Below are 24,230 nucleotides of genomic sequence, written 5' to 3'. Positions count from 1 at the left end.
CAAAGAAACCAGCTAAAGTTCTTTGGTATTTTATTAACTAACCCGTATTTAAGCTGGAGATACGGTTAGACGATTTATCGTCTTTAACTACAGGTATGAACATGAGCGAAAGCTTTGCAGAACTTTTTGAAGAAAGTCAAAAAATCCAATTAATGCAGTCTGGTTCTATTGTAACAGGGACTGTGGTTGATATCGCCGGTGATTGGGTTATCGTTGATGCTGGATTAAAATCTGAAGGTTTTATTCCTTTAGAACAATTTGTAAATGAACAAGGTGAAGTAACCATCAAAGTTGGGGACGACGTTCAAGTAGCTTTAGAAGCTGTTGAAGATGGTTGGGGTGAAACCAAGCTTTCCCGTGAAAAAGCTAAGCGTGCTGAATCTTGGCAAACGCTTGAAGCTGCATTCGCTGCCGAAGAAGTGGTTAAAGGCCTTATCAATGGTAAAGTTAAAGGTGGCTTTACAGTTGATGTTAATGGTATTCGTGCTTTCTTGCCAGGTTCATTAGTAGACGTGCGTCCTGTACGTGATACTTTACATCTAGAAGGTAAAGAGCTTGAGTTTAAAGTTATCAAGTTAGATCAAAAACGTAACAACGTTGTGGTTTCTCGTCGTAGCGTATTAGAAGCTGAAAACAGTGCTGAGCGTGAAGCATTATTAGAGAACTTACAAGAAGGTCAAGAGGTTAAGGGTACTGTTAAGAACTTAACTGATTACGGTGCATTCGTAGACCTAGGTGGTGTTGATGGTTTATTACATATCACTGATATGTCTTGGAAACGCATCAAGCACCCATCAGAAGTAGTTGCTGTTGGTGATGAAATTGATGTTAAAGTATTGAAATTCGATCGTGAGCGTAACCGTGTATCTTTAGGCTTAAAACAATTAGGCGAAGACCCATGGATTGCAATCAAAGCTCGTTATCCACAAGGCACTCGTGCAATGGCACGTGTTACTAACTTAACAGACTATGGTTGTTTTGCTGAGTTAGAAGAAGGTGTGGAAGGTTTAGTTCACGTTTCAGAAATGGATTGGACTAACAAAAACATCCACCCATCTAAAGTGGTACAAGTGGGCGACGAAGTTGAAGTTCAAGTGTTAGAAATTGACGAAGAACGTCGTCGTATTTCTCTAGGTATCAAACAAACTAGAACTAACCCATGGGAAGACTTCTCTACTCGTTACAACAAAGGTGACAAAATCACCGGTAACATCAAATCAATCACTGATTTTGGTATCTTCATTGGTTTAGAAGGCGGTATCGATGGTTTAGTACACCTATCTGATATTTCTTGGAATGAAACAGGTGAAGAAGCTGTTCGTAACTACAAGAAAGGTGATGAAATTGAAACTATCATTTTATCTGTTGATGCAGAACGTGAGCGTATTTCTTTAGGTATCAAACAACTTGAAGCTGATCCATTCCTTGACTATGCTGAAACTCATGACAAAGGCACAGTAGTTAAAGGTATAGTGAAAGAAGTTGATGCTAAAGGTGCAATTATCACTTTAGCTGAAGAAGTTGAAGGTCAACTAAAAGCTGCTGATATTTCTCGTGAGCGTGTTGAAGATGCGCGTACAGTATTGAAAGAAGGCGAAGAAGTTGAGGCGAAGATCACTAACGTTGATCGTAAATCTCGCGTAATCACTCTTTCTATCAAAGCTAAAGATGTTGAAGAAGAGAAAGATGCCCTTAAAGAGCTTCGTAAACAAGACGATACAGCACCAACTACATTAGGTGACTTATTCCGTCAAAAATTAGAAGATCAAAATAATTAATGATCTGCTAATAAAGTAAAAAAGGGCGATTTATTCGCCCTTTTTTATTGTTTATTCATTTATATAAATATATTAAAGATAATAATTACAGCATGATAGAGTTAAAAAATGAATTATTTCAAATAGAGCTAATTGATGAAAGTACGTTTACTTTAGACTCTACGGATAATAAGGTCTATAACAAATTATTTAACCCTATAAATTTAAAAAGAAGTGATTGTTATAACCTTATAGTTCTTTAATAATTATATTGTAGAGATTGATTTAATAGTATTAGAAGTATTAATTGTAAGCAGTTTTCTGATCATGAAATATTTTTCTCTATTAATTACTTTAGTGGAGGGTATCTTATATATGGTGAGCTTGAAATTATAAAATTAGATAATGGATTTAATAAGGAGTGGATATTTGGCTATAGTGATGTATTTATTAGCACTACTGGTGAGGAATCATTTCAAATTAAAGATAAAAAAATACATCTTCTTTGTTGGGATGGTAATAAATTGATATTGGATAAAGATGGCAATCTTATACAACAACTATCTAGTTCTATAAACTAACCTATATTAGCTGGTTGGATGAAAATAAATCATATATTTTCTAGAAAAAAGCTTTACAAAAATTAAAAAACCTCTATAATGCACAACCCATAAAGCCGGTATAGCTCAGTCGGTAGAGCAACTGACTTGTAATCAGTAGGTCCCGAGTTCGACTCTTGGTGCCGGCACCATATATAAAGCCTAGTTAATTGATTTAACTAGGCTTTTTTTATTTAATAGCTTTTATTAACCCCTAATTTAACCCCTATTTTATTTTTTAACCTACCTTAATTAAGTTAAATTTCAGTTTTTAATTTTGCGGTTAAATAAAAAAGCTAGAGATACGGTCACCACATTTTAAAATAATAAGTTTTATCCTACCTCTCCCATACTTAACTAGATATATTATTAATTAGCTTTTTGCTGATCTAACCATTGTTGCCTTTCTGTTATTTCTTTTTGTAGTCTTGGGCTTGGTTGTGTCCATTTTTCTTTAGGTAAGGGCATAGACCATGCTAGGATGGTTTCATCTTTAAAGTCGGGGATTTCATTTAGTTTCCAACTGTCATAAAAATCCACTAAAAACTCACCCAAAAGTACAATGCTACCTAAACTACAAATAGCCCCTATTAAATCGCCTTCTTTCCATTCCATAATCATTCGCCCTATGCGCCCATCTTTTATAGGATGTTTATTGCCAATACTAGGCTCTGGACAATCCTCTGCGCCTATTTCCATAAAGCTACGGATACATTCCCATTGGGCAAAACCACCCTCAGCAAACGCACAATTAGACGAAAACACCGCCACATATTGCTTTGTTTTGGGATGAGGGGCATAGAGATTAAAAATAGCCTGAGTAATTACCCCATGTCGACCATAGGTATTGATTTCTTTGGTTTCGGCTTTAATTTTTTCCCAAGGGATAAACCAATCCTGTTTTTTATAGCGTATATACACTTCTCGTCGCTGACGGTTAAATCGTATTCTAGGTAAAGGGGCGGATTTAAATAGGGCATAGATACTGCCTAATATAATAGGAAAGCATACAATAAGTGAGATAATGACTAAACCACCACCTTTTGAAAAATTTTCCCATCCCATTAAGTAAACAATTAAGCCTATTAGCCAAGAGTAACCCCATAAAAAAACATAAACACCAGCAATAGCATATTCAGAACAAATATCTAAAATATTATGAGTTTTGCGTCCAATAATCCCCCTATATCGCCTGCGGTATGGCCAGTAGGGATAGGTGGCGGGGATAATTGAACGGTTTTCATTAGGCTATCCTTATGCTTTAGGGGTTAATTGTTGTGAGGTTAAGGTTACTAAAGTATCTCTAGCATTTATAAGCTCACAGTTGCTAGGGTTGGTTAATTCTTCTACACCACTGTGTTGTATACGGAAATAATAATCTTCCACTTGTAGATTTTTAGCTATTTCGGCTATCTGCTTATTGTATAGTGTGATAATAGGATTAGTATAGTAAATATGCGCTTCTAGCTGTTCGATTTCTACAGCCTCAAGCTCTGCTTTTAATACAATACCTTGCCCTATCTCATGGGGTATCCACTGCGCTTTACTACGTTTTTGCCAAGCAGGGGTAATAATATTAATATCATGATTATAGTATTTAGTATGTTTAGCTTTTAAGGTAAGCATCACTTCTGCGCTATGATCGGCAGCAGGCAGATAAATAGTAAGCTGTTTAAGGCGATTATAAACAGAGGCAAACTCACCATCACGATAATGTCTTGTTGGCGCATTGGGATTACTGGCAAGTTGGTATTCACTTACTAAGGTAGGTTTAAAAAGTAGTTTAACCAATTCCGCTAAATCTTCTACTAATTGACTAGCAGTAGGATTAGTATATTTAGGGCGAGTACCCCAACAGCAACCACTTAAAAAGTGTTGTAAAGGCGTTTCTTGTTGTGCAATCATAACAATAGCTTTTTGGGTATTAATATACTCTAGGCGGTTTTTGTAGTTTCTTTGCTTATCGTTCATTCTGATAACCTCTAACGATTATTAGGCTTTTAACTTTTTTAAAGACAATAAAAGTCTCTATTAGCTAACCAAAGGGTTAGCTAATGATTAATGTTTATAATGAGTTAATTGATTTTTGTTTAGCTAGCTTTACTATGTTGTCTTTCTGCTAAACGTTGCTCTATCCATTCTTGGATTTCGTTATATTCCCAAAAAGTTGATCGACCAACTTTAGTGTATTGGGGAAATATACCTGCATTAACATAGTTATATATGGTAGCTCTTGATAAGCCTGTAATAGATATTACTTGAGAGAGTTTGATAAATTTTTTAGTTGATAGCATAGCTAAATTCCTTAACTGGTAAGAGTAAAGGCAGTCTAGCTACTCGGAAATATATAATATCGAAAGGTAGGTAATAGATAGAATAGGTTATCAAGTAACTCCATGCTGTTTGCATTGTTCAATATCTATGTCCTAACAGTTTGTAATTATAAATTATTTTGCTAGGGTAGTCTTGTGTTTTCTTGTTATTGCTAAGTATTGCTTAGTAAGTTTATCGCTTTTTATTAATAATATTCATGATGATATTAAGTTTTATATTTTGGTAGCTGTACAAAGACAAAAGACTCTTTATTGATTAGGTTTTTACTATAAAAATATTTCATGGTTCTTTTACAAAAAAATAGATTTATATGGTATTAGTAGATATAAATAAACCCGCCTAAAGCGGGTTAATCTCTAATGACAATGTTTAGTACCCGCTTTTCTATCCATATGACAACCATTTTTATCCGTGCGACCAGAATGAGCACTGTAAGACTGCTTGCTAGTAAGCCAACCACTATAATAGCCAGTATTAGCTTTTTCATTGAAACATCCTTTTTTGGGTTTTAATTAACTTATCAATATATCAAAAGGATATCTTTTTTAATAATTACTTTAGATATGTAATAGCATGAGTTTTTTATGTTTTCTTATATATAAGTTAAGCGAATAGAATTAGAAGATAATTAAAAATTTAACTTACAGATAATAATTAATAATGAAAAAACTATTATTAGTTATTTTTTCTTATATAGGGAGACTGAATGTTTACCACCGTATCAATAATCATCTTGGTAAGTGTTTTATTTGTACTAAAAGAGCTTCTAAGATCAAAAAATAAGAAAAACTCGAAGAGAAGCAGTTGGGGTCCTCCTTTAAGAGAACAGACAATTCAAAAGCCTAGCCCTAACATTAGAGATAAAGGAGATCAGTTAAAAATCGTATCTTCTGAGAGTGTAGAGTTTTCAACTAGAAAACTTATGGGATTCCATGAGTATAAGGTTTTTAATTTAATTGAAAAGGAAATTATTCCAGATTTTAAATATTGCAGAGTATTTGCTCAAGTAAGTCTTGGTGAGATCTTAGATTCTAGCTATAACTTGGCTCGTAGATGTATTAATAGTAAGCGTGTAGATATCTTAATTATTGATGGTAGTGGTAATCCTTTGCTAGCTGTTGAATATCAGGGATCAGGTCATTATAAGAGCGATGCAGCTTTGAGAGATGCTGTAAAAAAAGAAGCATTACGTAAAGCAGGTGTTGGTTATATAGAAGTTACTCCTGAGCATACAAATGATGACATTAAATATATTGTAAGAAGATCACTTGAAGGTCGAGTAGTAGTGAAAAATAATACTGAACAAAAGCCAGTTGAGCAGTTTTCTGTATAGTTGGCTAATAACTTAAGGTAATGTAGTAGTCACGACCAGATCGTACAGTAACCCATTTTAAAAAGGTGTCTGTTAGGTTAGATCTGGTCTAAATTCTTTTCTAACCAGATCAGTTTTCCATCAAGTAATGTTTCCATAGGAGTTCTTCCACAGCATATTTTACCTTGATGAGTTCGGTTATTATTGTAGTAATCTAGCCATTCGTCCAGATCTTTTTGCAGTTCCTCTAGATGATTATAAAGCTTTTTCCTAAAGGTAATTTGGTAAAACTCTTGTGATACAGTCTTATGGAATCTTTCACAAATACCATTAGTCTGCGGTGACATGGCTTTAGTTTTAGTGTGATCAATATCATTGATCGCTAAATAGAGCTGATAATCATGGTGTTCTACCTTTCCACAATACTCTGTGCCTCTATCAGTGAGTATTCTCAACATAGGCAGTTCATGACTATTATAGAAAGGTAATACCTTATCATTAAGTATATCCGCTGCGGTAATCGGTGTTTTAGTGGTGTATAGCTTACAATGAACTACCTTTGAGTAGGAGTCGATAAAGGTTTGTTGGTAAATTCTACCTACACCCTTTAAGTTACCTACATAAAAGGTGTCTTGGCAACCTAAATAACCAGGATGAGCAGTTTCTATCTCACCACTCGCTTCATCATCGTGCTTTTTCTTTTCTAAAGCAGCTATTTGTTGATCGTTGAGAATAATACCTTCAGTAGCTACTTTTTCTTCTAATGCTTTAAGACGTTTTTTAAAATTCTCTAAGTTATACCTAAGCCAAATAGAACGAACACCGCCACCTGAAACAAATATACCTTGCTTTCTTAACTCGTTACTAGCTCTGTGTTGACCATAGGCAGGATACTCTACAGCATAAGATACTACTGATTGCTCTGTTGTTTCATCCACTCTATTTTTTAGATTAGGTACTCGTCTACTTTTTGAAATAAGCGAATCGATATCACCTTGCTCTACAAGTTCTTGGTAGCGATAAAAGGTATCTCTTGATACCCCCATTACTTTACAGGCTTTGGATACGTTTTGTAGTTCTTCTGCTAAGTTTAAAAGACCTACTTTATGTTTAATGATTGGATTGTTAGTATGTAACATGAGAGTTACTCCTTTTGTTCTGATTAAAGTTTCAACACCTTTATCAAAACGGGTAACTCTCTCTTTTGCAAGAAAATTGTACGATCAGGTCTTAACTATTCCATATTATCAGATATATTTGGGGTAACACTGCTTCCTCTAGGCCCATAGTTTTTACAGCCATTTTCCAGATCATTTACAGTAAAACCTGCATAAGAGGTTGTAGATAAAAAGGTAGTTAATACTATTAATATTATTTTTTTCATATCTCTCTCCTAGAGCTTCCTTTGAATTAAAATAACTTATATATTTTCAAGTTATTATAAACTTAGAATAATCTATTAATAGCATTTTCCTTTATTAGACTTTAGTATTGGAATTATTTGTTTTTTCTAAACTTCCTAGGAGCTATAGCTTTTTGAGACCATAGACTAATCTTATTAGCTCTAGCTTGTTCTTCTGCTTTTTTGTATTGCTCGTTTTTCTTCCCAAAAGGACAGTACCAAGCCATTCCTTTTTGAATCATTATAAGATTAACATCTTCATAACATGAAGGTTCAAATTTTGTTAAATAGGTTGGTGCGCTATATTTGAACAGTAGAGCATGATAGTTCCTAGAGTATATCTATACCTATCTTTACCATGAGTATCTACCCTCACAGTTTTATTGAATATAAGATCAGATAAGGCTTTTCTGGACGCAGTGCCAAAATCTTGTTTACGTTCAGGCGCATCTATTTGATAGAGCCTAATCTTATGTTGAACTTTATCAGCAGTTAAACAGGTAATAGTATCACCATCAGCAATAGCTACTACTTTACAAGTGAGAGTATCAGCAAAGGAAATAATTGGGCAGAGTAATAGAATGGAGAATAGCTTCATATTATTTGTTTATCAATGAGATATACGACTATAGTATATAGCCTATAAATAGAAATTACACTATTTTGATTAATAAAAAAATATTTAATGAAAAATAATTTATATTTAATAAGGTAATGATTTAATTGATTTTTATTTTTATTGACACCTAATATTATTTCAAAGCAAAATGGTTTTGCTTGCAAGCATAAATGTAAAATTTCAAATAAAAATAATTATCTATTTTATAAGATAATGCTAGCCTCTCAGGAGAACTAAATGAAAAAGATTATGATCGCATTTATAATGTCATTATTTACTTTAATATCAATTAATTCTTATGCACAGGAGCAAAGATGGACAAGTTGGAAATTAATTGCTGTTGGTACTGTTTATTGTGCATATGAGCGTGTTTTAGAGGAATATGATCCAGTAGCAGGGGTATGGGTTGCTACAGATACTAAAGAAGTAAAATCGATAATGGCAGTTTATGGCTGCCCAGCAACTCTTTAAATACAATAAGCCCATCATATGATGGGCTTATTTAACTACTGGTAACTCATCCCATCTAGTAGTATAACGTTTACTTAGCAAATCCCTTTTGATACTCCAAGCAGCATTTTGTCTAATACCACCTATTCTAATAGTATCTCTACCCATTTTTCTATTAATTGAATCAATGGTATTCATTAATGTATCTGATTTTTGACGTTCTTCGCTATCCTGTGATGCTGAAAATATATCAAACTGCTCAATATCCTTATCAGTTAGATCAAGCATCATGACACCAGCTTTCATAAACAAATAGCCTTTTCTGTAAATAGCTTTTAATCCTTCTTGAGTTGTTTTAATGATCTCTCTCGTATCATTAGTTGGATAAGGAAGAGGAACAACTATAGAAGGGTTATACTGGGGTAAATCATCCCTAAAACGATTGGTTTTTAAGAATACTAATACAGCTCTAGCAACAGAGTTTTGTTTTCTTAACTTCTCAGCTCCACGACTAGCATGAACTCTAATAGCTTCGTGTAGGTCGTAGAGACTACCTGTTAAACGTCTAAAGCTATGAGAAGTCATAATATTCTTTTTAGGTGTATCGAGATCATCAAGTTCAATGCATGGAGTACCTTGTAATTCCAATGCTGTACGTTCAAGAACAACTGAGAATTTTTTTCTAATAAATTTAGGATCAGCTTCTTTTAATTGCCATGCTGTTTTTATGCCCATTGCCTGCAGTTTGTTAGCTATTCGATAGCCAACGCCCCATATTTCACTAACAGGCAACTGCTTTAATAGTTCTTCAAGTTTATAATCAGAAGGATGCAACCAACATACGCCCTCATAATCAGGATTTTTTTTAGCCACATGATTAGCTATTTTTGAAAGAGTACGTGCCGAGGAAAGACCAATACTGACTGGAATACCTGTATTGCGTTTAATAATAGCCCTTAAACGTTTACAGTACTCCACAGGATTACCAAAGCCTTCTAAGTGGATAAAAGCTTCATCTATTGAGTAAATCTCTAAATCAGCAGTATGTTCTCTGACTGTATCAAAAACTCTACGACTCATATCACCATATAGCTCATAATTAGAGCTTAAAAGGGTAATCTGTTTACGAATATTAGGCGGAATTTTAAAAGCAGGCATACCCATAGGCACAAGAGGCTTAATCTCATTAGAACGAGCTATTACACACCCATCATTGTTGGAGAGAATACCTACGGGTTTGCCTTCAAGCTTTGGATTAAAAACACGCTCACAAGAAGCATAAAAGTTATTGCAATCAATAAGGCCAATCACTAACTTCTACCCCTTAAAGAATGAATAGCATGTATCACAACGCCCCATATATGAACATCTTTATCCTCTAAAGGAATAGTAGGGTATTCAGGATTGCCAGATACTAAGCAAAGCGAATTAGGCATATAAGCCAATTGCTTACAGGTTAACTCACCATCTATAGCTACAATTACAATATCACTAATTTTCGGCTCAAGAGAACGATCTACAATCAGTAGATCACCACTAAATATACCGTACTCAATCATAGAGTCGCCAACAGCCCTAATATAATAAGTAGAACTAGGGTGTTGTATAAGATGTTCAGTAAGGTCTAACTTAGTTTCAAGATAATCATCAGCAGGGGAAGGAAAACCAGCCCTAACAGGACTATTTACAAATGGCAGATACCGATTTTCAGATTCAAGTACACCACCAAGCACAATAAAACCAGATTTGTGCAAGTTAAAATCTCCAAAAAAACTATAGAAATCCTGTAGACTAAAAATCCCTAAGCGGCATCATGCTCATTGTTGGATTATTAAAAGAGATAGTATGATTAAAACTACATACTACTATGAGTTAAATATATAGATAAATATTTATGGCGGTCAAGTTAGCTATTTCTCTAAAATAGTCAAAAAAGGGAAAGATAATCTAGAGTTGATAAATTAAGAGAGTAACTGCCAGCTTATTTATTATTAATTTTTGAATTGATAGGGGGCTATGTAGCCATGTTCTTTATTATAAGTAATATAGTTGCTCCACCATTGCATAATATTAATACGTTCTTCTAAATTCATCTTTATCATTGTCAGGTTTTAGCACACCTTTCTCATAAGGGTAAATGTCAGATAGTGAGACGAACCATGTTGTATCATTAATCGAATATGAGGTAAATACTCTTAATTTAGCTGCTTGTTCAGAGTTATTCATAGTTGGTTCTGTAGCTGAAGCATAACTATAGATACCGTTTAATAATCCAATAGAAAGCATATAGAAAAAGGATAAGATATTTTTTTTCATTAATTCGTATGCTGTATACAATATTCTAAAATAGAGTGTAAAGTGATAAAAAGATAAATCACTTTATCACAGTTATTTCAAACTAAATAAGCGATTTATAAAAAACTTAAGTGTAAGTACGCTCAAAACATGGATACAGGAGACTAATAAGTTTTTCCAGAGCTATTACAACAAATTAATCCAGAACAAAAGATAGAGGCTATTTATACTGATGGAGCTTATGATACCAAAGTTTGTTATCAAGCCACCACAGAGGAAGTTTAGTAGAATCTAAAATGCACTGCATAAAATGTTTAGGTGAAAAAGTGATGTCTAGCTCCTTTGTCGCTAGGTAGCAGGGCTTACTATAAAAGTCGCCCCATTAAATCAATTTACCTTAATTAGATAGAGCTCTCACTATATGTGTCTCTTGAGTTTGTAGGGGTGTGGTAAACTTACTCTAAATTTATTAGAAGCTAAATTTGCTGTTAGAAAAATTAAAAACAGAAGCTGAAAACAAATAGAACATGAGGTAAACAGCGTAAGGAAAAGGTCGTTTTTCAACAGTAGAAACTATAAAAACAACCTTATTAAAGCACTGTACTAAATGAATTTTTAAGCTATAACCAATAGGTTTGGAGATTGCCTCTTGAAGCTAATGATTGAGAAGGTAACTCACTAAATAGCATATGATAGTCCATCGCGAATTGACTCATATGCCAAAAGCCCCAAGCCATAGCTGCATCTTGTACAGTTTTATGTTTCGAGTAACGGCTTTCTAACTCTCTGCGTACAGCATTGAGTCGGATTGCTTTTAAATAAGTATTAGGACTAATTCCCCAAATAGCGTGAAAGCAATTTTGTAGGGTGCGGCGACTAACATGAAGATATTCACAAAGATTAGCGACAGTGATAACGTCTTGTGGATGTCCTATTACATAGTCACGGGCTTTAGTAACAATCTTTTGGTAATTTTCTCGAGTACGAGAGCGCTTATTATCAACTTGATGGGAGTTGAGTAATAAGCCTGCTAGGCTATCTAATAAATCCTGCCGGAGTGTTTTTAATGTGGCTGGGTTAGTGGTTAACTCTGAATATTGTGCACCCGCAATTAATGCTTGTTGAATAAGATGGCAAATATATTGTTTCTGGAATGCGTTAACTTGTAGTGTTGTATTACGCATTAGAGGAAATAAGGTATCTTGTTGCTCTTTATAGAGAGAGCTTATATGGTTTGTTAACAGCTCTAAGTCTACTACTAAGCCCATGATGGTATAGTCATCGGGCGTGTTCAATTCAAATTCTTTACCACCTTCTCGAATAGCTATTGTCTGCGGTGAAATAGCTTGTGATCCAATATAACCATCAGTGGTTTCTGTATCAGGTGGTATACCTAGCCAAACTGCATTAGGCCAAACCATACAAGATTGACGTAATGCAGAGCTAGTATATTCTTTAAAGAATTGCACACCCTCTAACCAACATTCATCTAACTGACCAGTAAATTGGCCAGGTTTTAATTGGTCATAAAGTTGCTGCCATGCAGTGATATTACACGCATGTTGATAAACATCATCAGTTTTACGCACATTGACATTATGTAAATCAACAATGGGCGTAAAGTTTTTTTCGTCAACAGTAGACTTGCCGTCGATAGGATCAACAATTAAATGGTGTAAATCAATATCCTTGATTTTATTATTCATAACAACCACCATAGATAAAAAAACAGTTATCTATACTATAGCAGTTGTTGCCATAAATCTCTATGGGGTCTTGGTACAACCATACTATAAACAAGTAATCCTTTTTCACCTGCATTAGCACTGGCAGTGTTCACTGCAGTAGTAGTATCAGCTACATCACCTGTTAATACTAAGTAACATTTTCCACCAATACCAAAGGCCATATGGATTCTAATTAATGTGACATTGGCTGCTTTTACTGCACTATCAGCTGCTTCAATACAAGCTGCCACACTATAAGTTTCTACAACACCTAATGCCTGTTGTGAGTCAACTTGTGTAACACCGCTAATAGCAGGTAATACAGAGTGGTGAATATTAGGTAAGATGAATTGATCAACTAATAGATGACCACCTTCCTCTGCGCCAATTTCTACAGATTGCTTAACTGCTGCTACATCACCACCTACCATGACAATATATTTACCTGGACAGATAGTTTTTGCAGTCAGTAAAGTAACATCAGCTGTTTTTAACATTGCATCTGCAACTTGTATGCCTTTAGCAATGCTATTTAGTTCTACTAACCCAATTGCATGATGCATTTATTATGACTCCTGAGCAATAACAATATTTTGGTCATCAATGTGTTGTACAAAGCCTGTAATACTAGCGTGAAGAGGTACACCAAGTTGTCCCTCTGCCATCTCTGCTAATAATTGCCCTTTGGTTACTTTATCACCTACTTGAATAACTGGTTTTGCAGGTGCGCCAATATGTTGTCTAACGGGCAAAGTTACCTTGATAGGTTGCCAACTGGTATCAAACCAAGGTGCTTTATGGTTGACCTTATCTAAATCTAAGCGGCTGATAAGGCGCTTAATAGGTAATAGACGATAACGTGCCATTGGATCTGCTGGACGAAGTTCACCTTCATAGCGACCACCTTGTTCACGGAATTGTTTCTTTAAGGCTTGATTCAAACGCATAGGTGAAATATCAACAGGGCAGGCATAGGCTTCACAAATACCACATTCTGAGCAGGTAAGTGCTGATAGTAGAATAGAGGCCTCGTCAGCTTTTTGATAATTAACTGCACGTACAATTAAGTGAGGAGGTAATTCATGCCCAATTAAATGACGTGGGCATAGTTCTGTACATAAACAACATTGTTCACATACTGTTCTGGCCATCGCTACCACACTTTGCATATTTTGCTTACGACGGCGAATCAATAAGTGATCATCAGGTAATACCAATAAGCCACCTGTTGTTTTAGTAACAGGTTCATCTAATGATTCTACTAATGCCCCCATCATAGGGCCACCATTAATAAAGGCAGGATTACTAATAGTGGGGCCACCTGCTAAATCTAAAACTTGCTTTAGGGTAGTACCTAAAGGTACGGTTAGAGTAATAGGTTGTTTAACCATACCGTTGACGGTTAAAGTACGGTCTGTTACAGGTGTTTCATTTTCTACGGCATAGGCAACATTGATTAATGTTTGTACATTATTTACTACCACACCTACTGATAAGGGTAGGGCAGCAGGAGGTACTCTACGACCTGTTGCTAACCAAATGGTAATAACTTCATCACCAGCTGGGTAAATATCTTCTAATATATGTAAACGAATATTAGCAGGTAATAAAGGTTCAAGTTGAGTAATAGCTTCTTGATATTTAGCTTTTAAAGCAATAATACCTTCTTTAGCACCTGTAGCTTTCATGGCATATTGCAAACCACGGACTAGATCATCAGCTTGCCGAGCAGCTAGTTGTTGATCTACTTTTAATAAAGGTTCGCATTCAGCACCATTCACTAAATAAATTTCAGCTTCAGCGTTTAATTTAACATGTGTAGGGAAACCTGCGCCACCAGCACCAACAATACCTGCTTGTTGTACACGTTGCCGTATGGTGGCAGCATCAATTTCAGTAATCATTTTTTAGCCTCAATGATATAGTAGCGATTACCTTTTCGACGTAATTTACCATCACCAACACAATTTTTTAACAACGCACTAATTTCTGTCTTAGAAACATTAAAATGGTTCATAAGATCAGTTAAATTACGGCCTTGTGGATGTTTGGCAATAAGCTTGATAAGCGCTACTTCATTTATCTCATCAGATTCGGTAACTTTAAGTTCAGTAGTTGTTTCAACTACTGGCTTAGCAGCTTTCTCTGGCGCTGCTTTAGGCGTAGCTTTGGTCACTGCGACTTCTGTAGCAGGTGTTACTACTTTAGGCGCAACAGGTTTAGTTGTTGGCGCTTTAGCTTCACTAACAGCAGTTTGTGGTTGTTGAAGATTAAGAACAAACCATTCTGTATCTGTTTCTGGACGGCCTATCTCTTTACGTATAATAACTTGGCCTAAACGACTGGCTGCTGCTGAGCCTGCATCCAATGCAGCACGGCAAGCAGCTAAATCGCCTTCAATCACTAAAGTAATCATCCCAGGCGGGGTTACGGTTTGACTGATTAGACGCACTTGAGCTGCCTTCAGCATTGCATCGGCAGCTTCAATGCTGGCGGTTAAGCCGCTTACCTCCAACAGTCCTAATGCGTTTATCATATTAACTCCTTGCCTAAGATTGGATAGGATTACGACCTACTTCTAAAACTGCTTCAGCAAATGCATCACAAGCAGATTTACAGGCAGCTTGGCTACCTCTCAAAAATGCCGCTGAATAGTTGGTTTCAGATGGAGGTGGTACATAACAAACTAAGTCAACTTCAGCTGCTTTTAATGCAGCATCAATTCCAAAAGTAGCTTCTAGTGGTGGTGCTACCAAGTAGGCAATAGGATCGCCTAGTGGAATGTTAGCCATTTCCGAAAGGTAAGAACCAGTGCGTGATACTACATGCGCTAAGAAAGCAGTATCTTCTTGGTCGTTTGCCCATTGGAACGCTGGGCCATCTTCAATAGTAGCAATCATCGCGTTTAAACCTGCACGAACTTCAGCAGGATTAGGACCACCTAACATGATTAATACTTCTCCAGCAGTTGGTGATGGAGCATTTGCAGCACCTGCGTATAATGAGCGACCATATACCACTTGTACTTGAGCTTGTTTGGTCGCTTCATCTGCTGCAATATAAGTCACGTCATCAGAGTCAGCTGTGATTAAACCTAAACTACGGATATGATCGGGTAGTTTTAGCTCTTTGCGAAAATCTTCTTGCAGTGAAGCAATTAATCTAACGGCTTTAACACTGGGTCTTATTAGGTCTAATGTAGGCATGATATTGCCTCCTTATTAACGGGTTAAGCCAATGCCAGACGCTTTCTTATCTAGCATACGTTTAACTAAATCAACAATAACTGCTGCTGCTTCTACAGGTGGAGTACCTGCACGGTGAATATTTGAGATACAAGTTCTATCCGCTTCAACAGAGTCAGCTACAGTTGGGCTATAAATAGCATAACAAGATAAACTTTCTGACTGGCCTAAACCTGGTCTTTCACCCACTAACATAACAACTGTTTTAGCGCCTAGTACTTCACCAATTTGGTCTTCAATTTTTACTCGGCCATAACGGACGAAAAATGGAGTACCTACATCTAAACCAGCACTTTGTAAACCAGCTAGTAGAGGAGGTAGAATTTCCTCATAGTTAGCAAGGATAGCATCAGTAGATAAACCATCTGAAACCACTACTTGTACTTGAGGATTTTTTTTGCATTTCTCAAGTAAAATTTTAACAGAATCATCACTTAAAATACGACCCATATCAGGACGGGTTAAGTATTGATCTTTATCGTGAACTTCAGATTGTAACTCTAATAAACCTTGTTTTTGTACCCACTCAGAAGGTACTTCTTTAAGTACTGTATCTTTTGAGCGAGAGTGATCAGCTAAAAAACGTAGTAATGAATTTGTCCTAGGTCTAACACCTGTACGACCAGAACCAACACGTGATGCAGTATTGTTTTTTAACGCTTGTAACACTTCTAGATTATGAGGGTGTTGTACACCAATCCATTGTTTAGCTTCCTGAGAACCTAAGTCAATAGAGCAACTTTCAACCGCTTCATTAGTCACATTATTACTAGCCTGCCCAACATTTTGAGTGGTAGTAAAAGATGTGCTATTACCTTTCACATCAAGTTTGCTCATTACTTCTCGAACAAGCGCATCAATTTGTTTTTGATCCATGATTTATTACCCCTCTTAGAAGAATAGTGAAGCGTCACCAGCAGCACTGGTTAAACGACCGTTACTCATAATACCCATGCTTTCTAACCAACGTTCAAACTCAGGAGAAGGGCGTAGGTTTAGTAATTGACGTATCATAGCAGTATCATGGAACGCAGAGGTTTGATAGTTAAGCATAATATCATCACCTAAAGGCATACCAATAATAAAGTTACAGCCAGCAGATGCTAATAAGATAGAAAGTGTTTCATTAACATTTTGATCTGCATTGGCATGATTGGTATAACAGCAGTCACAACCCATAGAAATACCACTTAATTTACCCATAAAGTGATCTTCTAAACCTGCGCGCATAATTTGACGACCATCGTAGAGATACTCAGGGCCAATAAAACCAACCACGGTGTTCACCATAAAAGGATCATAGTGACGAGCCAGTCCATAGTTACGAGCTTCCATGGTTACTTGGTCAGCACCATAGTGGGCATTTGCAGAAAGAGCAGAGCCTTGGCCTGTTTCAAAGTAGAAGAAGTTACTACCAGCAATACGATTATATTCTCTACCAATTGCTTGTGCTTCATTTAACATTTCTAGGCTAATACCAAATTCTTTTAAGCCTTTTTCGCTACCACAAATACTTTGGAAGATTAAACCACCGGGAGCACCTTTACGAATAGCTTCCATTTGAGTGCTAACATGACCTAAAACACAGCCTTGGGTAGGGATTTTAAATTTATCAATAACTTCATAGATGGTATCTAAAACACGACGTAAGTTTTCCACATCGTCCGTTACAGGGTTTACACCAATTACGGCATCACCTGAACCATAGGATAAACCTTCATAAATCTGCGCTTCAATACTTTTAACATTGTCACGAGTATCATTAGGTTGTAAACGAGCAGCAAAATGGCCTGGTAAGCCGATAGTGTTATTAGCTCTTTTTACTACAGGGATTTTTTTTGCACCATAGATTAAGTCACCGTTAGAGCATATTTTAGCAACTGCCGCAACTACTTCAGATGTTATACCTTTACGTAAGAAAGCGATATCATCGTTAGTGGTGTCATCACAGAGAATATACTCACGTAACTCACCAATGGTCCAATTTTTGATACTGTTATAAGACGTCTCATTCACATTGTCTTGAATAAGGCGAGTAACACAGTCCTCTTCATATGGAACCACTGGATTCATACGAACATCTGCAATAGTCATTTCAGATAGCACTTGCTTTGCCGCCACACGTTCTTGTGATGATGTGGCAGCAACACCTGCCAACTCGTCGCCAGAGCGTGGCTCATTAGCTTTTGCTAAAACTTCTTTAACATCTTTAAATTGATAGCTTTGACCAAAAAGCTGGGTTTTAAGTTTCATTAATTACGCTCCTTTAGGAAGGAAATGCCAATGATTTAACGGTGATTGGTACAATTTCCCCGCCAAATAATGGGTTGCCAATATCAATATAATCGCCTTCTCGGGTTACTACTTCATCAATGACGGCCAATGTTCTACCCCCTAAGTGTGGTTGTAGTAACATCCCTAGTACTTTACCGAGATCCTGTTGAGCAATCACGATAAGTGGCTGAGAATTGGGATAATGTTGTGAAAAATCACCTAGTGCTTTAACACATAACTGAATAGCCTGATAAGTTACAGGTGTATCAGCAGGGAGCGTTAAAGCATAAGAGTCAGTTTCAGCAGATAAATCATGTTGTATTAATGCTTGTTGCCAAGCTGTAAGAAGCTCCTCTGGGTTAAGTGATACACCACTTACTCTGGTATGAATAACTGGAATATTACGAATTGGTAAAGGAACTTCTTTTAACCAAATAGTACTACCAGAAAGTGATAAGGTATGTGCACCAGCTCCAATGACAGTAGCTCTAATAGTTTGTTTAGGTGCTTTTAAAGGCAACTTAGCGAAACCAGCATGCTTCGCAATAGCACGAGCTAGTAATGGGCCAATGTCCCCAAATTTAAATAGTTGATCGTCGGTTACTGGCTGATAAACGCAAGTACCAACACCACCTGAAATAGTTAATGCATTTAACAATCCTGAAGTGGGGAGGGCATCTGTCATTAATAGTTGTTTGGCTAGATCAGAAGGTTGTCCTATAGTCACTTGATAAAGTAAATCAGCCATCAACTCTGTCACTTGTACAAGTTGTTGTCTATTAAGTGTTAGTGGATCTTGATTACCAAACAAGGCTTGGCAGACTAGTTTACCAGGAGCATGTGCACGTACCACACGACCCTGTTGATCTGTTTCTAATAAACGTCCACCAATATTAAGACAAGCAGAGTCAACCACCTCGCCATCTTCAAATAATACATAGTTAGCAGTGCCACCACCGATATCAATATTTAATACACGACCAATGGTAGTGCGTGATAATTCACTCGCTCCTGAACCTTGTCCTGCAATGATTGATTCTAAGTGTGGGCCTGCTGTGGCTACAACAAAGTTGCCTAGTGTTTCTGCTAGTTTCAATACTGCAGGGCGTGCATTACGTGCTTTGGACGTTTCACCTGTGATGATGATAGCGCCAGACTGAATTTCTTCAGGGGTAACACCAGCAGTACGGTACTGATCTAGAATAAATGACAATAGCTCTTCTTCACGAATACGTCCCTCAAAATCTATAGGTGTAAAGATTACAGGACTTTCGTAAAGAATTTCACGTTTAGTAAACTCGTAGTGAGGTACTTGTGATACAGCGGCACGATTTACTAACTCTAGGCGAGAGAAGATCACCTGAGTAGTGGTAGTACCTATATCTATACCTACACTACGAATTACTGTGGTAGCCATCTTAATATTCCTTATTTAGCTTCTGCTTCAAAAGAAGTTTCTTCAACAACAATATCAACTTCTTCTACCTTCATTGGAGCAGAGGTTTTAGGTGCAATCATCATCGCTACACCAACAGCTGTAATACCACCGACTAACTTACCTACGATCATTGGGAAGATCATGGTGGATACACCAATACCTGCAACAAAACCTAAGTGATCACCTAAGGTGAAGGCGGCAGATACAGCAAATGCACAGTTAATAATTTTACCACGCTCATCCATTCTGCTCATCATACTGAACATTGGGATATTGTTTGCTAAGGTAGCGATCATACCGGCTGCTGCAATGTCATTCATTTTCAATAGGCCACCCACTTTCATTAAAGGCTTTCCAAACCAGCGAGTGATTAGGAATACCATTGGGTAAGCACCTAGTAAGATACAAGCAATGGAACCAATAACTTCCATGGCGCGCATATCATCAGCAGCTGGTGATTGAGTACTGAAAATAGGATCCATACCAGGAATAAAGGTCCAATCTGTTGTAAACTTTAATACTGCTGCTACTAAGCCAACAGTGATGATACCCACTAAGATTTTTGCAAAAACTTGGAAGCCAGAGATCATTTTTTCAGGGAATAGTTTTAAACCTAAAACAATCAGTGCTGCAATAATGATTACTGGAATCATGTTGACTAAGATAAATACGAAAGTAAACGTTGCAGGGCGGCCATCAAGTTCTACACCTGAGAACATGGCTATTAAACCAGCAGCAATACAGCCTACTGGGATGGTGACGATACCTGCTAAGACACCTAAAGCTAGGTAACGTCTGTCAGATTTATCAATGATGCCAAGTGCTACAGGGATAGTAAATACAATGGTTGGACCCATCATAGCCGCTAAGATGATACCTGAATATAAGGCTGCGGCATCTGAAGTGGCTAATTGTTTAGCAAGGAAGAAACCACCCATATCGCAAGCTAATATAGTGCCAGCAAACATTGATGGATCAGCACCTACAGCTTCATACAGAGGTTTAACTAAGGGGCCTAAATAAGTGGCAATAACAGGGGCTAAAGCAGTGATTCCGACCATTGCCAACCCTAAGGCTCCCATCGCCATAAAGCCTTCTTCAAATTGACTACCTGAACCGTCAATACCTTTACCCACTTTCCCTAAACCAATCTTGCTAAGAATAGATTCTGAGCCCCCAAACTGGTTAAGGATACGATCAAAGGCTGCTATTATCATAAAGGCCATCATGATATAGACAATAATTTCATTAATACCCATTAGCCGAACTCCTACTCATTATAAAAATTAAACCTTCTTGTTAGTTTATTAAGAGGCTAATGCATCTTGATAAACTGCAATTATTTGCTCTTGTGTTACTGTCCGAGGATTAGTTGTTAAACAGATATCTTGCATAGCCGCTTCGGCAAGCTGCGGGATATCCTCAGGAGACCCTCCAAACTCTCCTAATTTTTTACAAAGTCCAACGTCATATATAAGCTGTTGTATAGCTTTAATAGTGTCTTCTGCTTCTATTTGTTTACCCGTTAATGCATGACCGATTTCAGCATATTCTTTCTTGCAAACTAATTGGTTGAAGCGCATAACAGCAGGCAACATAATGGCATTACACATGCCATGAGGAATATGGTATTTACCACCAATTTGGTGTGCCATTGCATGGCATAGACCAAGTCCTCCATTGGAGAAAGCCATGCCTGCCATATAAGAGGCAAGCATCATTGATTCACGAGCAGGAATATCATTACCTTGGCCTACTGCATGGGGTAGTGCTTCACCAATTAAGGTAATTGCTCTGTAGGCAAAACCTTTGGTAAGTGGTGTTGCATGACAAGCTACATAGGTTTCAATGGCATGAGTAAGTGCATCAATTCCTGTAATCGCAGTAATTTCAGAGGGCACACCTAAAGTTAAGCAAGCATCAATAATAGCTAAGTCAGGTATTAGTTGTGGATGAACTAATACTTGTTTTACATCATTTGTAGTATCAGTAATAACTGCAATATTAGTTGCTTCTGAGCCTGTTCCTGCTGTAGTAGGAATAGCGATCAGAGGTAGACGTTTTTTTAATTTAATGGCTTTATTGGCTAAATTCTCAATAGGTAAATCAACATTAGCTGCTAACATAGCAGTCGCTTTAGCGGCATCTAAAACAGATCCACCGCCTAATGCAAGTACACTATCGCATTGCGCAGCTAACAATTGTTTAGCTGCTGCTTCAACTATTTGAGTAGTTGGTTCACCACCAGCATAGGTGATGATTTCATATTTAATATTGGCGCCTTCTAAAGAGCGATATAAACCTTCATCTATGCCTTGTTTGTGTAGGAAACCATCAACCATCACAAATACACATTTCAGGTCGCGCTCAGCCATAGCTTCGCCGCAACGTGCTAATGCACCTGCACCAATAAAGGTTTGTGGTGGCACAGTAAATTCACGTACTGACTGGGCATTAATTAAATCAAGAGCACGATAAATTACATGGCTGACTTCGTTAATCTGCATGATTATCCTCCATTCCACAAACGGCAATGGCTAAGGGAGTAATGAAGATAGGCAAGGTAGGTAGTATTACTTTTTGCTCAGGAAATGCTTGGCTAAATAACACACCAACACCAGGTAGTGCACAAGAACCACCTGATAAATAAATCTCTTCTACTGGATATTGCTGTAGATGATCGTGAACAATATCAGTCATTTTTTCAAAAACAGGACGTACAATAGGCCAAATTTCTGTACCTTGTTCTTTTTTCTTTGTTTCTGCTTGTTCAATAGGTAGATTAAGGTTGCCTGCTAAAGTCAGTGAAACATGATGACCACCCGTGGCCTCATCACCTGAATAGACAACTTTACCATTTTTAATGACAGCAATACCGGTGGTTCCACCACCAATATCTACTACAGCCGCACTTTTTAAGTGCAACATATTAGCAACGGCAGAGGGCTCATCAATTACATGAGTCACCTCAAGTCCAGCTGCTTCTAAAACATTGACAGAGATTCTGGGGTCTGTCCCAGGAGGAAAAGAGGTTGAAGCTTTGGTAAACTCAACACCCAATTGCTCCTGTAGGCTAGCGAGTTGTTTTTTAACAATCGATACAGCCCCAAAGAAATCCCAAACGATACCATCACGCACTACATCAGCCTGATCAAGGCGAGTAGCTATCGGATTAGCATCTTTATCTATGACGATTGATACAATATTACAAGTACCCAAATCGATACCTAAAAACCACTCCTTGAGAGGGTGCTCTGGTTTTTTATCAGATTCACGTAGTTGCTTCTCCGCTAATTGTAAGCGGTGATTTAACCATTGATCGATATCTCTTTGGGACATGATTTTTCCTTATTACACAATACGGAAATGTTCAGTTAGAACACAACGACGTAACCTTACAAAGGTACGTGCACAAGTAACACCTTCGCCTGTAGGAGTAGTGATTGTCATTGTTGTCCAACCTTCACCACCAAAGCCTAAGCCAGCGATACATGGACCGTTTTTAACAAAGATACTGGTATCGATAGCATTAGCCATACGATCTAAGTTGTCTAGGTTACGTGAGTGCATGGATGCTGTATGATGACAACCGCCCTCAAGCTTCACGGCTAAATCAATTGCTTGATCAACGTTTCTAGCACGAACAATCGGTAATACAGGCATCATCATTTCAGTAATGGCAAAAGGATGGTCAGCAGGTGTTTCAACAATCAGTAAACGAGTAGTTTCTGGAACGTTCAAACCAATAGCAGCAGCAATTTTACAAGCATCACGTCCTACCCAATCACGACTCACTGTACCTCTACCTTGTTCATCAATTTTAGGTAGTAGTAAAGGTTGTAATTGTTTAGCTTGTTCTGCTGTTAATAACACTGCATTATGGCGTTGCATAGCAGCAACTAACTGATCAGCTACTGAGTCAACAACAATAACTACTTTTTCATCAGCACATATAATGTTGTTATCAAAAGAAGCACCATAAACAATTTTGTCAGCTGCTCTGTCAATATCAGCTGTTTCATCTACAACTGCAGGAGGGTTCCCAGCACCAGCAGCAATAAGACGTTTATTAGTATGCTTACGAGCAGACTCTACAACGGCATCACCACCAGTAACCACTAATAAACCAATACCAGAGTATTTGAATAAACGTTGCGCAGTTTCAATATCAGGATTAGCCACAGTAACTACTAAGTTAGCAGGGCCACCAGCCGCAACAATTGCTTCATTAATAACAGTAATAGCACGTTGTGATACTTTTTTAGCAGCAGGGTGGGGTGCAAAAACAACACTGTTGCCTGCAGCAATCATGCTGATAGAGTTGTTGATAACAGTTGCCGCAGGGTTAGTAGAAGGTGTTACTGAAGCCACTACACCCCAAGGAGCATTTTCTGTTAAAGTAAGACCATTATCACCTGTTAATACTTCGGGCCTTAAACATTCTGTACCAGGTGTTTCACGTGCTTGTAATAAGTTTTTAGCTGTTTTGTCGTCAACACGACCCATGCCGGTTTCAGCAACAGCTAATTCAGCTAATTCTTTTGCATATTTCTCGCCTGCTTGACGAACGGCAGCAATAGCAAGATTACGCATTTTTACAGTTTTTAATGCTCGTTGTGCTTCTCTTGCAGCAGCAACAGCATCATCTAATTCGTTAAATACGCCTGCGGCGATTTGTTGTGATGCAGCGGATGTTGGTTTGTTAGGCTGACCACTACCCATTGAAGTCAGTACCGCTCTGACCACTTGTTCAATTTCTTTAGGATTTATGTCCACTG

General features: G+C 37.3%; 25 protein-coding genes, 1 tRNA gene and 1 pseudogene. 4 read left to right on the top strand and 23 right to left on the bottom strand.

What is annotated here, in order from left to right; all coding sequences use genetic code 11:
• The first annotated feature begins 101 nt into the window (after positions 1-101).
• A complete protein-coding gene (rpsA, locus tag ACQVD9_RS11380) occupies positions 102-1,778 on the top strand; it encodes a 30S ribosomal protein S1 (protein WP_264746069.1) in 1,677 nt (558 codons plus the stop codon).
• A 654-nt stretch (positions 1,779-2,432) separates the two neighbouring features.
• A tRNA-Thr gene (locus ACQVD9_RS11375) sits at positions 2,433-2,508 on the top strand.
• Positions 2,509-2,725: 217 nt separating this feature from the next.
• On the opposite strand, the gene ACQVD9_RS11370 is transcribed toward ACQVD9_RS11375, so the two are convergent.
• The 4 genes and pseudogenes from ACQVD9_RS11370 to ACQVD9_RS11355 all read right to left on the bottom strand — a co-directional run.
• On the bottom strand, positions 2,726-3,421 hold the full coding sequence (locus ACQVD9_RS11370; RefSeq protein WP_264746068.1) for a DUF6708 domain-containing protein: 696 nt from the start codon (positions 3,419-3,421) through the stop codon (positions 2,726-2,728).
• A 189-nt stretch (positions 3,422-3,610) separates the two neighbouring features.
• Complete coding sequence (locus tag ACQVD9_RS11365) at positions 3,611-4,327, bottom strand: hypothetical protein (protein WP_264746067.1); 717 nt, start codon at positions 4,325-4,327, stop codon at positions 3,611-3,613.
• 119 nt (positions 4,328-4,446) lie between these two features.
• The gene (locus tag ACQVD9_RS11360) at positions 4,447-4,650 is read right to left on the bottom strand and encodes a helix-turn-helix transcriptional regulator (RefSeq protein ID WP_264746066.1); all 204 of its coding nucleotides are present in this window, start codon (positions 4,648-4,650) and stop codon (positions 4,447-4,449) included.
• A 396-nt stretch (positions 4,651-5,046) separates the two neighbouring features.
• Positions 5,047-5,112: pseudogene (locus tag ACQVD9_RS11355) on the bottom strand (YHYH domain-containing protein); the annotation flags it as partial.
• 284 nt (positions 5,113-5,396) lie between these two features.
• Between ACQVD9_RS11355 and ACQVD9_RS11350 the strand changes: the two are divergent.
• On the top strand, positions 5,397-6,023 hold the full coding sequence (locus ACQVD9_RS11350; RefSeq protein WP_264746065.1) for a DUF2726 domain-containing protein: 627 nt from the start codon (positions 5,397-5,399) through the stop codon (positions 6,021-6,023).
• A gap of 77 nt (positions 6,024-6,100) precedes the next feature.
• Here the strand turns inward: ACQVD9_RS11350 and ACQVD9_RS11345 are convergent, their stop codons facing one another.
• From ACQVD9_RS11345 to ACQVD9_RS11330, 4 genes are all read right to left on the bottom strand, one after another.
• The gene (locus tag ACQVD9_RS11345) at positions 6,101-7,141 is read right to left on the bottom strand and encodes an IS481 family transposase (RefSeq protein ID WP_264745663.1); all 1,041 of its coding nucleotides are present in this window, start codon (positions 7,139-7,141) and stop codon (positions 6,101-6,103) included.
• A 95-nt stretch (positions 7,142-7,236) separates the two neighbouring features.
• The gene (locus ACQVD9_RS11340) at positions 7,237-7,386 is read right to left on the bottom strand and encodes a hypothetical protein (protein WP_264746064.1); all 150 of its coding nucleotides are present in this window, start codon (positions 7,384-7,386) and stop codon (positions 7,237-7,239) included.
• A 113-nt stretch (positions 7,387-7,499) separates the two neighbouring features.
• Complete coding sequence (locus ACQVD9_RS11335) at positions 7,500-7,718, bottom strand: thermonuclease family protein (protein ID WP_413774196.1); 219 nt, start codon at positions 7,716-7,718, stop codon at positions 7,500-7,502.
• Positions 7,688-8,002: a thermonuclease family protein gene (locus ACQVD9_RS11330; RefSeq protein WP_264746063.1), complete on the bottom strand. Its 315-nt coding sequence runs from the start codon at positions 8,000-8,002 to the stop codon at positions 7,688-7,690. Before ACQVD9_RS11330 ends, ACQVD9_RS11335 begins: the two co-directional genes overlap by 31 nt.
• A gap of 258 nt (positions 8,003-8,260) precedes the next feature.
• On the opposite strand from ACQVD9_RS11330, the gene ACQVD9_RS11325 reads away from it, so the two are divergent.
• Entirely contained in the window at positions 8,261-8,494 is a 234-nt protein-coding gene (locus ACQVD9_RS11325; protein WP_264746062.1) for a hypothetical protein, read from the top strand.
• A 27-nt stretch (positions 8,495-8,521) separates the two neighbouring features.
• Here the strand turns inward: ACQVD9_RS11325 and ACQVD9_RS11320 are convergent, their stop codons facing one another.
• From ACQVD9_RS11320 to ACQVD9_RS11250, 15 genes are all read right to left on the bottom strand, one after another.
• The gene (locus tag ACQVD9_RS11320) at positions 8,522-9,784 is read right to left on the bottom strand and encodes a Y-family DNA polymerase (RefSeq protein ID WP_264746061.1); all 1,263 of its coding nucleotides are present in this window, start codon (positions 9,782-9,784) and stop codon (positions 8,522-8,524) included.
• Positions 9,784-10,227 carry a LexA family protein gene (locus ACQVD9_RS11315; protein WP_264746060.1) on the bottom strand — a complete coding sequence of 148 codons (444 nt, stop codon included), beginning with the start codon at positions 10,225-10,227 and terminating at the stop codon, positions 9,784-9,786. Before ACQVD9_RS11315 ends, ACQVD9_RS11320 begins: the two co-directional genes overlap by 1 nt.
• A gap of 316 nt (positions 10,228-10,543) precedes the next feature.
• Complete coding sequence (locus ACQVD9_RS11310; protein WP_264746059.1) at positions 10,544-10,789, bottom strand: hypothetical protein; 246 nt, start codon at positions 10,787-10,789, stop codon at positions 10,544-10,546.
• Between the two features lie 599 nt (positions 10,790-11,388).
• Entirely contained in the window at positions 11,389-12,474 is a 1,086-nt protein-coding gene (gene eutR, locus ACQVD9_RS11305; protein ID WP_264746058.1) for an HTH-type transcriptional regulator EutR, read from the bottom strand.
• A 35-nt stretch (positions 12,475-12,509) separates the two neighbouring features.
• Complete coding sequence (locus ACQVD9_RS11300; RefSeq protein ID WP_264746057.1) at positions 12,510-13,058, bottom strand: BMC domain-containing protein; 549 nt, start codon at positions 13,056-13,058, stop codon at positions 12,510-12,512.
• Between the two features lie 3 nt (positions 13,059-13,061).
• Positions 13,062-14,399: a 4Fe-4S dicluster domain-containing protein gene (locus ACQVD9_RS11295; protein ID WP_264746056.1), complete on the bottom strand. Its 1,338-nt coding sequence runs from the start codon at positions 14,397-14,399 to the stop codon at positions 13,062-13,064.
• Complete coding sequence (locus tag ACQVD9_RS11290; protein WP_264746055.1) at positions 14,396-15,031, bottom strand: BMC domain-containing protein; 636 nt, start codon at positions 15,029-15,031, stop codon at positions 14,396-14,398. The genes ACQVD9_RS11295 and ACQVD9_RS11290 overlap by 4 nt, the downstream gene beginning before the upstream one ends.
• A gap of 13 nt (positions 15,032-15,044) precedes the next feature.
• Positions 15,045-15,701, bottom strand: coding sequence for an ethanolamine utilization microcompartment protein EutL (eutL, locus tag ACQVD9_RS11285; RefSeq protein WP_264746054.1), 657 nt, complete (start codon positions 15,699-15,701; stop codon positions 15,045-15,047).
• A 15-nt stretch (positions 15,702-15,716) separates the two neighbouring features.
• Positions 15,717-16,616, bottom strand: a complete 900-nt coding sequence (eutC, locus tag ACQVD9_RS11280; protein ID WP_264746053.1) for an ethanolamine ammonia-lyase subunit EutC — start codon at positions 16,614-16,616, stop codon at positions 15,717-15,719.
• 15 nt (positions 16,617-16,631) lie between these two features.
• A complete protein-coding gene (locus ACQVD9_RS11275) occupies positions 16,632-17,993 on the bottom strand; it encodes an ethanolamine ammonia-lyase subunit EutB (RefSeq protein ID WP_264746052.1) in 1,362 nt (453 codons plus the stop codon).
• Positions 17,994-18,006: 13 nt separating this feature from the next.
• Complete coding sequence (locus tag ACQVD9_RS11270; protein WP_264746051.1) at positions 18,007-19,431, bottom strand: ethanolamine ammonia-lyase reactivating factor EutA; 1,425 nt, start codon at positions 19,429-19,431, stop codon at positions 18,007-18,009.
• An 11-nt stretch (positions 19,432-19,442) separates the two neighbouring features.
• A complete protein-coding gene (gene eutH / locus ACQVD9_RS11265) occupies positions 19,443-20,711 on the bottom strand; it encodes an ethanolamine utilization protein EutH (protein WP_264746050.1) in 1,269 nt (422 codons plus the stop codon).
• A 48-nt stretch (positions 20,712-20,759) separates the two neighbouring features.
• On the bottom strand, positions 20,760-21,959 hold the full coding sequence (locus tag ACQVD9_RS11260) for an iron-containing alcohol dehydrogenase family protein (protein WP_264746049.1): 1,200 nt from the start codon (positions 21,957-21,959) through the stop codon (positions 20,760-20,762).
• The gene (gene eutJ / locus ACQVD9_RS11255) at positions 21,949-22,791 is read right to left on the bottom strand and encodes an ethanolamine utilization protein EutJ (RefSeq protein ID WP_264746048.1); all 843 of its coding nucleotides are present in this window, start codon (positions 22,789-22,791) and stop codon (positions 21,949-21,951) included. The genes ACQVD9_RS11260 and eutJ overlap by 11 nt, the downstream gene beginning before the upstream one ends.
• Positions 22,792-22,803: 12 nt before the next feature.
• Positions 22,804-24,228: an aldehyde dehydrogenase family protein gene (locus tag ACQVD9_RS11250; protein ID WP_264746047.1), complete on the bottom strand. Its 1,425-nt coding sequence runs from the start codon at positions 24,226-24,228 to the stop codon at positions 22,804-22,806.
• Positions 24,229-24,230 lie beyond the last annotated feature (2 nt).

The organism is Entomomonas sp. E7T21 (genome assembly GCF_058693955.1).
This window is presented reverse-complemented; position numbering and strand designations above follow the sequence as displayed.